At 73.5% G+C, this 15,095-nt stretch carries 13 protein-coding genes; 7 read left to right on the plus strand and 6 right to left on the minus strand.

The genetic code is table 11. The features are described 5' to 3' along the window. Window positions 1–73 precede the first annotated feature (73 nt). Together BUS84_RS34275 and BUS84_RS34280 are read left to right on the plus strand one after the other, a co-directional pair. Window positions 74–868 (plus strand): trans-aconitate 2-methyltransferase, encoded by a 795-nt coding sequence (locus BUS84_RS34275; RefSeq protein WP_074318483.1) that lies wholly within the window; start codon window positions 74–76, stop codon window positions 866–868. After that, entirely contained in the window at window positions 865–1,887 is a 1,023-nt protein-coding gene (locus BUS84_RS34280; RefSeq protein WP_074318484.1) for an adenosine deaminase, read from the plus strand. Before BUS84_RS34275 ends, BUS84_RS34280 begins: the two co-directional genes overlap by 4 nt. 216 nt (window positions 1,888–2,103) lie before the next feature. On the opposite strand, the gene BUS84_RS34285 is transcribed toward BUS84_RS34280, so the two are convergent. Further along, window positions 2,104–3,507 (minus strand): HAMP domain-containing sensor histidine kinase, encoded by a 1,404-nt coding sequence (locus BUS84_RS34285; protein ID WP_208869796.1) that lies wholly within the window; start codon window positions 3,505–3,507, stop codon window positions 2,104–2,106. A gap of 29 nt (window positions 3,508–3,536) precedes the next feature. After that, complete coding sequence (locus BUS84_RS34290; protein ID WP_074318485.1) at window positions 3,537–4,226, minus strand: response regulator transcription factor; 690 nt, start codon at window positions 4,224–4,226, stop codon at window positions 3,537–3,539. Between the two features lie 73 nt (window positions 4,227–4,299). Between BUS84_RS34290 and BUS84_RS34295 the strand changes: the two genes are divergently transcribed. Further along, on the plus strand, window positions 4,300–5,220 hold the full coding sequence (locus tag BUS84_RS34295) for an ADP-ribosylglycohydrolase family protein (protein WP_074318486.1): 921 nt from the start codon (window positions 4,300–4,302) through the stop codon (window positions 5,218–5,220). A gap of 217 nt (window positions 5,221–5,437) precedes the next feature. On the opposite strand, the gene BUS84_RS34300 is transcribed toward BUS84_RS34295, so the two are convergent. Then, on the minus strand, window positions 5,438–6,331 hold the full coding sequence (locus BUS84_RS34300; protein WP_074318487.1) for a DUF1775 domain-containing protein: 894 nt from the start codon (window positions 6,329–6,331) through the stop codon (window positions 5,438–5,440). Window positions 6,332–6,551: 220 nt separating this feature from the next. On the opposite strand from BUS84_RS34300, the gene thrS reads away from it, so the two are divergent. Next, on the plus strand, window positions 6,552–8,561 hold the full coding sequence (gene thrS, locus BUS84_RS34305; RefSeq protein ID WP_074318488.1) for a threonine--tRNA ligase: 2,010 nt from the start codon (window positions 6,552–6,554) through the stop codon (window positions 8,559–8,561). Window positions 8,562–8,674: 113 nt separating this feature from the next. On the opposite strand, the gene BUS84_RS34310 is transcribed toward thrS, so the two are convergent. Beyond that, a complete protein-coding gene (locus tag BUS84_RS34310) occupies window positions 8,675–9,412 on the minus strand; it encodes a D-Ala-D-Ala carboxypeptidase family metallohydrolase (RefSeq protein WP_244298817.1) in 738 nt (245 codons plus the stop codon). 211 nt (window positions 9,413–9,623) lie between these two features. Between BUS84_RS34310 and BUS84_RS34315 the strand changes: the two genes are divergently transcribed. Continuing rightward, window positions 9,624–10,136 carry an HIT family protein gene (locus tag BUS84_RS34315; RefSeq protein WP_208869974.1) on the plus strand — a complete coding sequence of 171 codons (513 nt, stop codon included), beginning with the start codon at window positions 9,624–9,626 and terminating at the stop codon, window positions 10,134–10,136. A gap of 37 nt (window positions 10,137–10,173) precedes the next feature. On the opposite strand, the gene BUS84_RS34320 is transcribed toward BUS84_RS34315, so the two are convergent. Then, the gene (locus tag BUS84_RS34320) at window positions 10,174–10,656 is read right to left on the minus strand and encodes a hypothetical protein (RefSeq protein WP_244298818.1); all 483 of its coding nucleotides are present in this window, start codon (window positions 10,654–10,656) and stop codon (window positions 10,174–10,176) included. A 97-nt stretch (window positions 10,657–10,753) separates the two neighbouring features. Between BUS84_RS34320 and BUS84_RS34325 the strand changes: the two genes are divergently transcribed. Beyond that, window positions 10,754–11,812, plus strand: coding sequence for an aldo/keto reductase (locus BUS84_RS34325; RefSeq protein WP_074319335.1), 1,059 nt, complete (start codon window positions 10,754–10,756; stop codon window positions 11,810–11,812). Window positions 11,813–12,001: 189 nt separating this feature from the next. On the opposite strand, the gene BUS84_RS34330 is transcribed toward BUS84_RS34325, so the two are convergent. Continuing rightward, window positions 12,002–14,158, minus strand: coding sequence for an elongation factor G-like protein EF-G2 (locus BUS84_RS34330; RefSeq protein ID WP_074318492.1), 2,157 nt, complete (start codon window positions 14,156–14,158; stop codon window positions 12,002–12,004). 250 nt (window positions 14,159–14,408) lie between these two features. Between BUS84_RS34330 and pgsA the strand changes: the two genes are divergently transcribed. After that, window positions 14,409–15,038, plus strand: a complete 630-nt coding sequence (pgsA, locus tag BUS84_RS34335; protein WP_074318493.1) for a phosphatidylinositol phosphate synthase — start codon at window positions 14,409–14,411, stop codon at window positions 15,036–15,038. The last annotated feature ends 57 nt before the right edge of the window (window positions 15,039–15,095 follow it).

The following is a 15,095-nucleotide window of genomic DNA, read 5'->3' on the forward strand; positions in this document are numbered from 1 at the left end:
TAGTGATCGGGTTGCCGGCCTGCCACGCGAGCCGTACGGTAAACAAGACGGACGTACGGTTTGGGAGGCGACGATGTGGGATCCGACGACGTACCTGCGCTACGGCGACGAGCGGTCCCGACCGTTCCACGACCTGGTCGCCCGCATTCCGGCCGAACGGCCCCGCACGGTGGTCGACCTCGGCTGCGGCCCCGGCCAGCTCACCGCCACCCTCACCGAGCGCTGGCCCGCGAGCCGGGTGATCGGCCTCGACTCCTCGCCGGAGATGATCGACCGGGCCGCCGCCCTGGACGCCCCGGTCGACTTCGCCGTCGCTGACCTGCGTGACTGGCGGCCGGACGGCGACGAGGACGTGGTGGTCACCAACGCCGCGCTCCAGTGGGTCCCGGGCCACCAGGCACTGCTGCGCCGCTGGGCCGTCGAGCTGCCCGCCGGCGCCTGGCTCGCCATGCAGGTCCCGGGTAACTTCACCGCTCCCTCGCACCGGGCGCTGCGCGAGGTCGCCGACCGGCCGGCCTGGCGTGCCGAGCTGGCCCCGCTGCTGCGCTCCGACCCGGTCGACGACCCCGCCGACTACGCCGAGCTGCTGACCGGTGCCGGCTGCGCGGTGGACGCCTGGGAGACTACCTACGTGCACCTGCTGCCGGCCCGGCCCACCGCCGACCATCCGGTGCTGGCCTGGATGGAGGGCACCGCGTTGCGCCCGGTCCGCGCGGCCCTGGACGCCGCCGGCTGGTCCGCCTTCCGGGCCGAGCTGGGGCTACGACTCGCCGCCGCGTACCCGGTGCGGCAGGGTCAGGTGTACTTCCCGTTCCGTCGCGTCTTCGTCGTCGCCCGCACCGGCGACCGTGCCGAGGAGAACCTGTGACCGACCTGCCCGCCTTCATCGCCGGACTGCCCAAGGTGGAGCTGCACGTGCACCACGTCGGCTCCGCCTCGCCCCGCATCGTCGCCGAGCTGGCCGCCCGGCACGAGGGACGCACCCCCGTGCCGGCCGACCCGGAGGCGCTCGCGAACTACTTCGAGTTCCGCGACTTCGCGCACTTCGTCGAGGTCTACCTGAGCGTGGTGGACCTCATCCGCGACCCCGAGGACGTCTGGATCCTCACCCACGAGGTGGCCCGGGAGCTGGCCCGCCAGCACGTCCGGTACGCGGAGCTGACCATCACCCCGTACTCGCACGTGCACCGGGGGATCCCCGCGCCGGCGTTCTGCGAGGCGATCGAGGACGCCCGCAAGCGCGCCTCGGTCGACTTCGGCCTCGACCTGCGCTGGTGCTTCGACATCCCCGGCGAGGCGGGCCTGCCGGCGGCCGAGGAGACGCTGCGCATCGCGCTGGAGGAGCGGCCGGACGGGTTGATCAGCTTCGGCCTGGGCGGCCCGGAGATCGGCGTACCCCGGCCGCAGTTCCGGCCCTACTTCGACCAGGCCCGTGCCGCCGGGCTGCGGTCGGTGCCGCACGCGGGCGAGACCACCGGCCCGCAGACCGTCTGGGACGCGCTGAACGAACTGGGCGCCGAGCGGATCGGGCACGGCATCTCCGCCGCACAGGACCCGCAGCTGCTCGCGTACCTGGCCGAGCGGCAGATCGGAATGGAGATCTGCCCGACGTCCAACGTGCGGACCCGTGCGGTGGCCAGCCTCGACGAGCACCCGCTGCCCCGGCTGGTCGAGGCCGGGCTGCTGGTCACCATCAACTCCGACGACCCGCCGATGTTCGGCACCACCCTCAACGACGAGTACGCGGTGGCGGCCCGGCTGCTCGGGATGGGCCCGCAGGGGCTGGCCGGGCTGGCCCGCAACGCGGTGACCGCGTCGTTCCTCGACACGGCCGGCAAGCAGCGGATCACCGCGGAGATCGACGCCCACCTCGCCGCCGCCGGCTGAGCCGTTACCGGGGAGCAGGGCGCGCGGCGGGAGCGTGGGTGTGGGGGGACCTGGACTCCCGCCGCGCGCGCGGCTCCACCGGCCGGTGGGCGCGTGGTGCGCTGGCCGGTGGAACTGGTGGGTTCGTGCCCTCATCCTGACAGCCCGCGGCCGTTTCGCGGCCGTCGTTAACCGCGATCTAAGGAAGACTTGCGCCGGCGCACAGTCCCGGGCCGGTCAGCCGTCGGTGGGGCGCTGGCGGGGCCAGCGTCGGCCGGTGGCCTTCTGGTCCCGGGCGTCCCGCGCCATCCGGCCGACCAGGCCGAACCGGTTGACCTGCCGGGGCGTCGCCTCGGGATCGGCGAGCAGCATCACCACGCTGGCACCGCCCAGCCGGGCACGGTCGATGCTCACCGACCCGTTGGCCTGCAACGACACCCGCTTGGCGATGTCCAGGCCGAGCCCGGTCGAGCCCTGGTCGCTGGTGCCCCGCCGCAGCGCCCGGTCCGGGTTGACGATGCCGGGGCCGGCGTCGTCGATCCGGATCGCCACGTAGCCGTCCCGGCGGGACACGGCCACCTCGAACGCGGTGCCCTGCGGCGTGTAGCGGAAGACGTTGCCGATCACCGCGTCCAGCGCGGCGGCCAGCTCGGCACGCGGCACCGGCGCGGGGATGCGCAGCTGCGCGCCGATGACCCGGTGCGGCCGGTTCTGGTCGCCGGCCAGCGCCGCCCAGAACACCATCCGATCCCGGACCACCTCGCTGACGTCACACATCGCCGGCCCGGCCTCTAGTGCCACCGCCTTGCGGGTGGTCTTGATCAGCACGTCGATCTCACCCTCCAGGGTGACGATCGCCTGCCGTATCCGCCGGATGCCCCGCCGCCGGTCCAGCTCCGCCTCGGAGAACGAACCCACGCTGGTGTCGTCGGACTCCAACGCCTCCGCGTCCAGCCGCAGCACGGTCAGCGGGGTACGCAACCGGTGCGACAGGTCGGCCACCAACTCCCGTTCGTCGGTGCGGGCCGCGTCCAGCCGGTCGGCCATCCGGTTGAAGGCGTACCCGGCCTCGGCCAGCTCGCGTGGGCCGGTCGGCTCGACGCGTACCCCCAGGTCGCCGTCGCCGATCGAGAGAGCGGCCTTGACCAGCCCCCGGGTCGAGTCCACCGCGCGGGCGGCGACCCGGTCGACCACCAGCACCGCCGCGCCGGCCATCGCCGCGCCGACCGCGAGCAGCAGCAGCCAGGTGCCGCCGGCACCCTCGCCCAGCGCCGAGTCCGGCACGAACACCTCGACCACGGCCGTCCGGTCACCGAGGACCACCGGGTCGAGCCGGACCACCCCGCCGTCGACGTCGGCAATCAGCGAGCGCCGGTCGGCACGTGCCCGGTCCAGGTCGGCGTCGCCGGCCCGGCCGGCGGACTCGTCGAGACCCAGCCCGTGGACCACCGGTCGGGCCGGTGCGCCCTCGCCGCTGGCCACCACGGCCCGCTCGACCACCGCGGGCTCGGTGCTGACCGCCAGCGCCCCGGTCACCAGCGCGCTGCGTCGGGCGGCGTCACCGATCGCCTCCGCCCGGGTCTGCTCACGCAGACTCAGGCCGAGCGGGATCAGGAAGGCGAGCGCGACGAGGCTGCACATGCCGGCCGTGAGCAGGGCCAGCGCCGTCCTCAGTCCGGTGCCACCAGCCGGAATCCGACCCCCCGCACGGTGCGCAGGTAGCGCGGCTTCGCCGCGGACTCGCCCATCTTTCGGCGAAGCCAGTAGAGGTGAACGTCGATGGTCTGATCCTCGCCGACCGATGGCTGCCGCCATACCTCCTCCAAGAGCTCCCGGCGGGACACTACCCGCCCGGGTCGTGCGGCGAGATACGCCAGCAGGTCGAATTCCTTGCGGGTCAGCGCCAGCGGCTCCCCGTCGAGGTGGGCGCTGCGCTCGCCGACATCCACCCGCAGGCCGCCGACGGTGTGCACCGCGGGCTGCACCGTCCGGCTGGCCCGACCGGCCCGGCGCAGCACGGTGGTGATCCGCGCGTCCAGGTGCGCACCGGTGAACGGCTTGACCATGTAGTCGTCGGCGCCGGCGCGCAGCAGCTTGACCACCGACTGCTCGTCGTCACGCGCGGTGGCGATGATGATCGGGATGTCGGTGATGCCGCGCAGCATCCGTAGCGCGTCCGAGCCGTCCAGGTCGGGCAGGCCCAGGTCCAGCACCACCAGGTCGGGCGTCTCCGCGGCGACCCGGCGCAGGGCGTCCAGCGCGGTGCCCACGGCGTGCACGGCATGCCCCCGGTCGGCGAGGGACCGCAGCATCGCGCCGCGTACGACGTGATCGTCTTCGACCAGGAGCACGGAGGCCACCCCAAGACCGTACTTGGCCTGGCAAGTTGATCGCGTTGCGGCGTACCTGACGAGCGGGCAAGCTGGTACGACGATGTCCTTCACCCTGTTCGCCGATGCCCGCCTGGCGCTCGCCCGGGACAGCCTCGCCGGTCTCTCCACCGGCGACGCGCTCGGCGCGCGGTACTTCGCACCCGGCGCACGCCCGGAGGATCTTGCCGCGGGCGTCCTGCCGCCGGCGCCCTGGGAGTGGACCGACGACACCGAGATGGCCTGCTCGGTCCTCGCCGGGCTGGCCGAGTCCGGCGACGTCGACCGGGATCGGCTGGCCCTGGCGTTCGCGGAGCGCTGCGATCCGCGCCGCGGCTACGGCGCGGGCGCGATGCTGATCCTGCGGCTGATCCGCACCGGCACGCCGTGGCCGGTGGCCGCCGCGTCCGCCTTCGACGGCCAGGGCTCCTGCGGCAACGGCGCGGCGATGCGGGTGGGCCCGCTGGGCGCGTACTTCGCCGATTCGACCGTCCGCGCCGCGGCCCAGGCCCGCGCCTCGGCCGAGGTGACCCACGCGCACCCGGAGGGGATCGCCGGTGCGGTCGCGGTGGCGGTCGCCGCCGCGTTGGCCGCCCGGGCCCGCCTCGACGGGCACCGGCCGGCACCGGAGCGGCTGCTCGCCGGGATCGCCGGCGCGGTCGATCCGGGCACCGAGGTGCACCGCAGCGTGCACCGGGCGGCCGGGCTGCTCGGCCGGCCGCTGTCCCGGGTGGTGGCGGCGCTCGGCAACGGCTCCCGGGTGACCGCCCAGGACACCGTCGGCTTCACCCTCTGGGTGGCCGCCACCCACCTGGACGACTACCCGGCGGCGATCCGGGTCTGCGTGCAGGCCGGCGGGGACGTGGACACCACGGCCGCCATCGCCGGCGCGGTGGTGGCGGCGTACACCGGTGTCGGCACGCCCGGCGGCGTGCCCGAGCCGTGGCTGGCCGCCCGCGAGCCGCTGCCCACCTGGGCGCCCTGACGACGTCGCGCCGTGTCGGACCACCGAGCCGACCGCGGCCTGCCGCCCACCCTCTCCGACGCCTTTGCTCTGCTTCAACCGACGCAACAGCCACGGCCCTGAACCGTTGCGCGGGTTGAAGCAGAGCAAAGGTCGCGCGGTGACCGCCGGCCGCGCTGGATGCGGGCCGTCGTAGCTGCGGCCGTGGACCGTGGGCCGCCGACGGTGCGGGCGGGGCTCAGCCGGCGCGGACCGGGGTGGCGACCGCCGCCGGCACCGACTCACCCGGCGCCAACTCACCGGGCGTCGGATCGGTGGGCGCGGGGTCGTCGTCGTCTCCGCCGGTCACCTCGGCCAGCGCCGTGCGCTCGGCCGGGTCGCGCCGGCGCCACCGGCTGACCAGCCAGCCGATCGCCGCGCCACCGCCAAGCCCGGCCAGCAGTCCGGCGGCCAGCATGGCGTCGGCGCTGCCGGACTCCTCGCCGGAGCCGTCCGCGCGGTTCGCCGGCGCGGCGTCGCCACCGGCGTCGGGGTCGGTCGCCGCCCCGGCCGCCGGGGCGCCGTGCCCGCCGTGCCCGGCCGGGCCGGCCGCGCCCGGCGCCGCCGGCAGCAGGGTGAGCACCGGGGCCCGGTGCGCGCCGGTGGCGTCCGCCCAGCGGACCATCGTGCCGTCGGCGTACGTCTGGACCACCTCGAAGGTGAGCCGTTCGGCCTGTGGCAGCGGGCCCATGGACAGCGCCAGCCGGGCGGGGCCCGGTTCGCCCTGGCCGACCCGGATCCAGGTCACCGCGGTGGTCACCGTGCTCACCCCGGAGGAGTGGATGCCGGTCACCGGCCGGTCCAGGGTGCGGAAACTGATCCGGGGCGCCCAACCGGTCACCGACATGGGGTACACCTCGGCCACCGGCGCGTCGGCGGGCAACCGAACCTCGATCTGGCGGGTCGTCGTGCCGGCCCGCTCCTCCGGCACGGTGAACTCCAGCCGCACCGCGTCGCCCTGCCGGGCCTGGGTCGGGGTGGTCGTCACGTCCGCCGCGTGCGCCGTACCGGGCCAGAGCAGCGGCCCGGCGGCGGTCAGCGCGGTCACCGCCGCGATCCGCTGCCGGCGGCCACCGCCGTGCGTGCTCGCCATCTCGTGCCCCCATCCGTGTCGACGCGACCGGCACCGGTTCCGGCCACACCTCCTAGTTCGGCTCCGAGGCGCAAAAGGTTCAACGCCGACCGTTAACAAGGGGCCCTTCCTATACCGGAGGCGTTAAGAAGGTGCCCTTCCTTACCCAAGGTGGGTGGACCGATAGCATCGGCAGGAGCCGAGGATCGGCATCCGTTTCGTACCGCATGAAGGAGTCACCGTGTCCGCACCCCGTACCCCCGCCGTGGCCGACCCTGTCGTCGTCGCCGCCGGGACCACGGCGGCCGACGCGGTGGCCGCGGCCGGACTGCCCGCGAACGGCCCCAAGGCGATCGTCGCGGTCCGCGACCCGGAGGGTCAGCTGCGCGACCTGGACTGGTCGCCGGCCGAGGAGACCGTCGTCGAGCCGGTCAGCCTGGACTCGCCCGACGGGCTGAACGTGCTGCGCCACTCCACCGCGCACGTCCTGGCCCAGGCCGTGCAGGACATCTTCCCCGAGGCCAAGCTGGGCATCGGCCCGCCGATCGAGAACGGCTTCTACTACGACTTCGACGTCGACAAGCCGTTCCAGCCCGACGACCTCAGCAAGGTCGAGAAGCGGATGCAGGAGATCATCAAGTCCGGCCAGCGGTTCCGCCGGCGCCGCTTCCGCAACCTGGACGAGGCGCGCACCGAGCTGGCCGACGAGCCGTTCAAGTTGGAGTTGATCGACCTCAAGGGTGACGGGCTGGACTCCTCGCAGGTGATGGAGGTGGGCGGCGGCGAGCTGACCATCTACGACAACCTCGACGCCAAGGAGGACAAGGTCTGCTGGTCGGACCTGTGCCGGGGCCCACACCTGCCGACCACCCGGCTGATCGGCGCGTTCAAGCTGATGCGCTCGGCCGCCGCGTACTGGCGCGGGTCGGAGAAGAACCCGCAGTTGCAGCGGGTGTACGGCACCGCGTGGCCGACCCGCGACGAGCTGAAGGCGTACCTGAAGCTGCTGGAGGAGGCCGCCCGGCGCGACCACCGCAAGCTCGGCGCGGACCTGGACCTGTTCAGCTTCCCCGACGAGATCGGCTCCGGTCTGGCGGTCTTCCACCCCAAGGGCGGCATCATCCGCCGGGAGATGGAGCACTACTCGCGGCGCCGGCACGAGGAGGCGGGGTACGAGTTCGTCAACACCCCGCACATCACCAAGGCGCAGCTGTTCCAGACCTCCGGGCACCTGCCCTACTACGCGGACACCATGTTCCCGCCCATGCAGTTGGAGGGCGCGGACTACTACCTCAAGGCGATGAACTGCCCGATGCACAACCTGATCTTCAGGGCGCGCGGGCGGTCGTACCGGGAGCTGCCGCTGCGGCTGTTCGAGTTCGGCACGGTCTACCGGTACGAGAAGTCCGGCGTGGTGCACGGCCTGACCCGGGTGCGCGGCCTGACCCAGGACGACTCGCACATCTACTGCACCCGGGAGCAGATGGCCGGCGAGCTGTCCACGCTGCTCAGCTTCGTGTTGGACCTGCTGCGCGACTACGGCCTGGACGACTTCTACCTGGAGTTGTCCACCCGGGACGACTCGCCCAAGTTCATCGGCGACGAGGAGGACTGGGCGGAGGCGACCGAGGCGCTGCGGACCGCGGCCGCGACCTCCGGGCTGGACCTCGTCCCCGACCCGGGTGGCGCGGCGTTCTACGGGCCGAAGATCTCGGTACAGGCCCGGGACGCGATCGGCCGGACGTGGCAGATGTCCACCATCCAGGTCGACTTCAACCAGCCGGAGCGGTTCGGGTTGGAGTACCAGGCGGCCGACGGCAGCCGACAGCGACCGGTGATGATCCACCGGGCGCTGTTCGGCTCGATCGAGCGGTTCTTCGGGGTGCTCACCGAGCACTACGCGGGGGCGTTCCCGGCCTGGCTGGCTCCGGTCCAGGTGGTCGGCATCCCGATCCGCGAGGACCACACCGACTACCTGCACGGGTTCGTCGCGGCGCTGCGCACCGAGGGGATCCGGGCGCAGGTGGACGCGGGCGACGACCGGATGCAGAAGAAGATCCGCACCGCCCAGCAGCAGAAGATCCCGTTCATGGTGATCGCCGGCGATGACGACGTGGCCGCCAGCACGGTCTCCTTCCGCTACCGGGACGGCTCGCAGCGCAACGGCGTGCCGGTCGCCGAGGCGGTGACCCACGTCCTGGACGTGGTCAGCACGCGGACCAACATCGGCCCGTCCGCCGCCGCGGAGTAGCGGGCCCGTCGCGATCGCCATGATCGTGCTCGATCGATGAAGTAGTGGCCTCCCTGACGCGGGGAGGCCACTGCTTCCGTGTTCCAGCACGATCTCGGGTGGACGACCCGGCGTCAGATCCCGCAGGTCGGCGCCGACCAGGTCCGGGTGGACTTGTGCGCGACGTGGGTGTGGTCGTCGTGGCCCGGGTAGCCGGGGCCGAGGATCTCGTTGAAGCCGTGGTTGCGGGCCTGCTGGGCCAGGCGGCACAGTGAGTGCGGGGTGGCGCCGAGGTCGGCGGCGTCCCCGTAGAGGTGCCGGCTGGTCGACGACCCGCCGACCGCGCTGTTGCAGGCGTAGCTGCGGAACGCGCTGGTCACCCTGATCTGCTGGTCGCCGAGCGCGTGCCGCATGGCCTGGAGCTTCCACATCGAGACCCGGGCGTTGAACCGGGCGGTGCTGGCCGACACCGCCCCGCCGGACCAGTCGCTGTTGCAGTCGTTGAACTCGGCGTAGTCGAAGTTGACCGGCGTGCAGTCGTCGTCCTGGAGGGCGTAGATCCGGTTGAAGGTCTGCGGGCCGGCGATGCCGTCCGCGGGGAGCCCGTACGCCTGCTGGAAGCGCAGCACGGCGGACCGGGTGGCCGGCCCGTACGCGCCGTCGATGGTGAGCACGGCGCCGTAGCCGGGATAGCCGGCGACCCGGACCTGGAGTTGCCGGACGTCCTCGCCGGACATCCCCTGGGACAGCATGCGTCCCCAGGTGTAGCAGCCGTCCGCGTGCGCGGCCCCGGCGGTCAGGGTGACCCCGGCCACGGTGCTGACGGCGGTCAGCGCGATGGCCGCGAGAAAGGTGCCGATTCGTCGGATCACTGAAACCTTCCATCGATACATGGAAGTACGTGGATATACGAAAGTTTCAGGGATGGGACTTCGTTCGTCAACAACTTCCATTCGACGCGATTCTGAACAGCCGACAATCCGGCCGGCCCGCGCGAGCGGGTGGCAGCCGTCGCCGCCGCCCGGCACGGTCCGTAGGATCGCCTCTGTGACTGGGGCGGAACGGCACACGGACAGCGGCGGGATGACCGACGGCCTGGAGCGGCTCTGGACGCCGCACCGGATGACGTACATCTCCGGCGAGGACCGTCCGGCCGAGGGCTACGAGAAGCCCACCGGGTGCCCGTTCTGCCGGGCTCCCAAGCTGCCGCCCGAGGAGAGCCTGGTCGTGGCCCGCGGCGAGCACGTCTTCGTGGTGCTCAACCTCTACCCGTACAACCCGGGGCACCTGCTGGTCTGCCCGTACCGGCACGTCGCCGACTACACCGACCTGGACGGGCCGGAGACCAGCGAGCTGGCGTCGTTCACCCAGGCCGCGATGCGGGTGATCCGCAAGGTCAGCAACGCGCACGGCTTCAACCTGGGGATGAACCAGGGCGGGGTGGCCGGCGCCGGCATCGCCGCGCACCTGCACCAGCACGTGGTGCCGCGCTGGGGCGGCGACGCGAACTTCATGCCGGTGATCGGCCGCACCAAGGTCCTGCCGCAGCTGCTCGGCGACACCCGCGACCTGCTCGCCCGCGCCTGGCCCTCCTGACCCGTCGCGCCGGCGCGCGAGGTGCGCGCCGGCCCGGCTAGCCGGCGCGCAGCAGGGCGGCCAGCTCCGGCCAGCTCTCCACCCGGTGTACGCGGGGCAGCAGCCCGGCGTGCGCGGCGACCTCCGCCGGGCGGGGGCGGAACAGGTAGCGGTGCGGCACCGAGTCGAGGTAGCCGAGCACCTCCAGCCGATCGTCCACGAAGTGGGTCAGCCCGAGCCGCCGGGCGATCGGCGCCTTGTCCGGCCGGGTCCGGCAGAAGTGCAGCCGCTCCACCGGGATGCCGGTGCGGGTCGCAAAGTCGTGGTGGGCGAGCCACTCCCGGGTCCGCCGCTCGGTGGCCTCGCCGCACTTGGAGACCAGGTGCACCTCGTCGAACGCCGGGCCGAGCGCGGCGAGCGCCTCGAACGCCCCGTCGACGGCGGGGGTGCGCAGGTAGTGCGCGCCGAAGAACGAGGTGTCGGCGTCCTCGTCAGCCGGCTCGATGAGCACGCCGCCGATGTCCACACCCAGCCGTCGCATGGGCCCGATCATGCCGCACGGCACCCGCCGCCGCGCTCCGGCGTCCGCGTCCGGGAACCGCTACGCCTGGACCCGACGAAGGTGGCACGATCGTTCGATGGCAGTCACGACACGGATGTTGGGGCGCAGCGGCATCGAGGTCAGCGCCCTCGGCATGGGGTGCTGGGCGATCGGCGGCCCCTGGGCGGAGGGGACCCAGCCGCTGGGCTGGGGCGCGGTCGACGACGACGAGTCCGTGCGGGCGGTGCGCCGCGCGCTCGACCTGGGCGTCACCCTCTTCGACACCGCCGACACCTACGGCGCCGGGCACGGTGAGCGGGTGCTCGGGCGTGCGCTCGCCGGCCGCCGGGACGAGGCCGTGATCGCCACCAAGTGGGGCTACACCTTCGACGAGGCGAGCCGGCAGGCGACCGGCGAGGACGCGTCGCCGGCGTACCTGCGGCGGGCGGTTGTCGACTCGCTGCGCCGCCTGGGCACCGACCGGATCGACCTGTACCAGCTGCACCTGGCCGACCTGCCGGTGCCCCGGGCCGAGGCGCTGATCGGCACCTGCGAGGACCTGGTCACCGAGGGCCTGATACGGGCGTACGGGTGGAGCACCGACCGCCCCGACCGGGCGACCGCGTTCGGGCACGCGGCCGCCGGCGCCACCGCCGTGCAGCACACCCTGTCGGTGCTGCGCGACGCCCCCGAGCTGCTCGCCGTCTGCGACAAGTACGACCTGGCCAGCGTCAACCGCGGGCCACTGGGGATGGGGCTGCTCACCGGCAAGTACTCCGCCGCTTCGACGCTGCCCCGCGACGACGTGCGTGGGCTGACCCCGGGCTGGCTGGAGTGGTTCCGTGGCGGCCGGCCGGCACCGGAGTGGCTGCGCCGGGTGGGCGCCGTCCGCGCCGCGCTCACCGCCGACGGGCGCACCCTCGCGCAGGGCGCGCTGGGGTGGATCTGGGCCCGCAGCGGGCGCACCATCCCGATCCCGGGCTGCCGTACCGTCGAACAGGTCGAGGAGAACGCCGCCGCGCTGCACCGGGGCCCACTGCCGCCGGACCAGTTCGCCGAGGTCGAGCGCCAGCTGGCCGCCCTGCGCACCGCCGCCCTGCGCGACGCCGACCGCCCCCACTGGCCCCGCCCCACCCACCCGGTAACCCACCCCTGACCCACCCCTCCGCCCCCACCCGCCCGCCCGCCCCGCCCCCCGCCTCGTCGATCTAGGGCGAATCGTTGCCCGCGGAGATCAACTCACGGTGATTTCCCCTAGATCGACGGGGCGGGTGGGGCGGGCAGGGCGGCCTGGGCCCGTGGGGCGGGCGGGGCGGCGTGGCGCGGGAGGGGCAGGGGCGTGAGGTTACGGGGTGTGTTCTTTGCGCGCCTGGTCAGCCAGGTGGGTGGGCATGGGGTCATGGCGGACGAAGTGGCGGCGGAACGTGCCCGTGCCGGCGGTCATCGAGCGCAGCTCGACGGCGTAGCGGAGCAGCTCGGTGGCCGGCACCTCGGCGCGAACCAGGGTGCGGCCCTCGGCGTCCGGGTCCGGCTCGGTGCCGAGCACCCGGCCGCGCCGGCCGGACAGGTCGCCCATCACCGCGCCCACCGAGCCGTCCGGCACCCGGACGGTCACCTCGTCGATCGGCTCCAGCAGCGCCGGCTGGCCGCGTTCGGCCGCGTCGCGCAGCGCCAGCGCGCCCGCGGTCTGGAAGGCCGCGTCGGAGGAGTCGACGCTGTGCGCCTTTCCGTCGACCAGGGTCACCCGCAGGTCCACCACCGGGTGGCCGGCGACCAGGCCGCGTTCCAACTGGGCGCGGACGCCCTTCTCCACCGACGGGATGTAGTTGTGCGGCACCGCGCCGCCGACCACCCGGTCGACGAACTCGAAGCCGCTGCCCCGGGGCAGCGGCTCCACCTCGATGTCGCAGACCGCGTACTGGCCGTGGCCGCCGGACTGCTTGACGTGCCGGCCGTGCCCCTTCGCGGGCACGGTCAGCGTCTCGCGCAGCGACACCCGGACCGGCTCGGTGTCCAGCTCCACGCCACCGGCGCGCAGCCGGTCGAGCACCACGTCCGCGTGCGCCTCGCCCATGCACCAGAGCACCAGCTGGTGGGTCTCCGGGTTGCGCTCCAGCCGCAGCGTGGGGTCGCCGGCGACCAGCCGGGCCAGGTTGCGGGCCAGGGCGTCCTCGTCGGCCCGGCTCCGCGCGACGATCGCCACCGGCAGCAGCGGCTCCGGCATCTCCCACGGCGCGATCAGCAGCGGGTCGTCCTTGGCCGAGATGGTGTCGCCGGTCTCCGCGCTGCCCGACTTGGTGATCGCGCAGATGTCGCCGGCCACGCAGAGTGACACCTCGCGCAGGGTGGCGCCCAGCGGCGTGTAGATGTGCCCGACCCGCTCGTCGGCGTCGTGGTCGGGGTGGCCGCGCTCGGCCATGCCGTGCCCGGAGACGTGCACGGTCTGGTCGGGGCGCAGCGTGCCGGAGAAGACCCGGACCAGCGACACCCGCCCGACGTGCCGGTCGACGGTGGTCTTGACCACCTCGGCGACCAGTGGCCCGGCCGGGTCGCAGGTCAGCGGCGGTCGCGGCGAGCCGTCCACCCCGGCCACCGGCGGCACCTCGTGCTCCAGCGGCGACGGGAACGCGGCGGTCAGCACCTCCAGCAATGCGTCCAACCCGACCCCGGTCTCCGCGCAGACCGGCACGACCGGGTAGAAGTGACCTCGGGCGACCGCCTTCTCCAGGTCGTCGATAAGCACCTCGGTGCCGATCTCCTCGCCGCCGAGGTAGCGGTCCATCAGCGTCTCGTCCTCGCTCTCGGCGATGACCCCCTCGATCAGCTCGTTGCGGGACTCGACGATGGCCGGCAGGTGCTCCGGGTCCGGCTCGCGCACGTCGGCGGGCAGGCCGGCGGTGTAGTCGAAGACCCGGCGGGTGATCAGGCCGAGCAGGCCGACGGTGGAGACCCCGTCGTCACCGAGCATCGGCAGGTACAGCGGCATCACGTTGTCGCCGAAGACCCGCTGGCAGAGCGCCACCGCCTCGTCGAAGTCGGCGCGCGGCTGGTCCAGCCGCGCCACCGCGACTGCACGCGGCATGTCGACCGCCGCGCACTCCTCCCACAGCGCCACGGTGGCCGCGTCCATCCCGCCCGCGGCGGAGACGACGAAGAGCGCGGCGTCGGCGGCCCGCAGCCCGGCGCGCAGCTCGCCGACGAAGTCGGCGTACCCGGGGGTGTCCAGGAGGTTGACCTTGATGCCGTTGTGCAGCAGGGGCGCGCAGGACAGGCTCACCGAGCGCTGCTGGCGCACGGCCGCCGGGTCGTGATCGCTGACCGTGGTGCCGTCGACCACGTTGCCGGCCCGGCCGATGGTGCCGGTGGCCGCGAGCAACGCCTCGACCAGGGTCGTCTTGCCCGCTCCGGAGTGCCCGACGAGCACCACGTTGCGAACCCTGTCGGGTTCGGTCACCACCGGCGTGCCGCCGGCGGGACCCTTCTCCTGACTCTTCTGCGCCATCGGGCGCACCTCCCTCAGCCGGTGATTGGTGGCGACCGCCGCGCGACGGGAAGCGGCCCGGGGCGAGTGCGCGGCGATATCCTCCGGTGGTCTGCAGCACAGCGGGAACGGGACGGGCGGGCGGGTGAGCTGGCTCACCTCCTGGCTCGATCTCACACCCGTTGCCGGGTAGGCACAAGCCTCCCCCGGGCGGGTCGATGGGACCGGCCGTATCGCCGGAGCTGGGCGGACCGTTATCGTGGGGACCGCCATGGCGAAGATCTTCCAAGTGTCGGCCCGCGCGGGGATGACCCGCGTCGTCGAGCCGATCGCACGCGCCCTGCTCCGCGCGGGCGTCACCCCCAATGCCGTCACCGTTACGGGCACCGTCGGTGTGCTCATCGGTGCGCTCGGCTTCGGTGCCCGCGGCCATCTGGTCGCTGGCGCGTTGATCGTGACCGTGTTCGCGCTCACGGACCTGCTCGACGGGACGATGGCCCGGATGAGCGGTGGTTCCACCCGGTTCGGGGCGTTCCTCGACTCGAGCATGGACCGGGTCGCGGACAGCGCCGTCTTCGGCGCGGTCGCGTACTGGTTGGCCACCCAGAACAACCATTCCGGGGTGGCCGCCGCGCTGCTCTGCCTGGCCGCTGGCGCACTGGTCTCGTACGTCAAGGCCCGCGCCGAGGGGCTGGGCATGACCTGCAACGTGGGCATCGCCGAGCGTACCGAGCGGCTGCTGATCGTCGGGGTCGGCGGGATACTCACCGGCGTCGGCGTCGACCCGGCGCTGGAGATCGCACTCTGGCTGCTCGCCGCAGTGTCGATCTTCACGGTGGGGCAGCGGATGGCGCACGTCTACCGCCAGGCCCAACAGCTCCGGCCGGACGGCCAGGCGTGAGCGCAGCGGACCACGCGGCGCAGCACCGTGTCGGCGTGAGCGCGGGTGGCACCCCGG

It is taken from the genome of Micromonospora cremea, from assembly GCF_900143515.1.
GTDB lineage: Bacteria > Actinomycetota > Actinomycetes > Mycobacteriales > Micromonosporaceae > Micromonospora > Micromonospora cremea.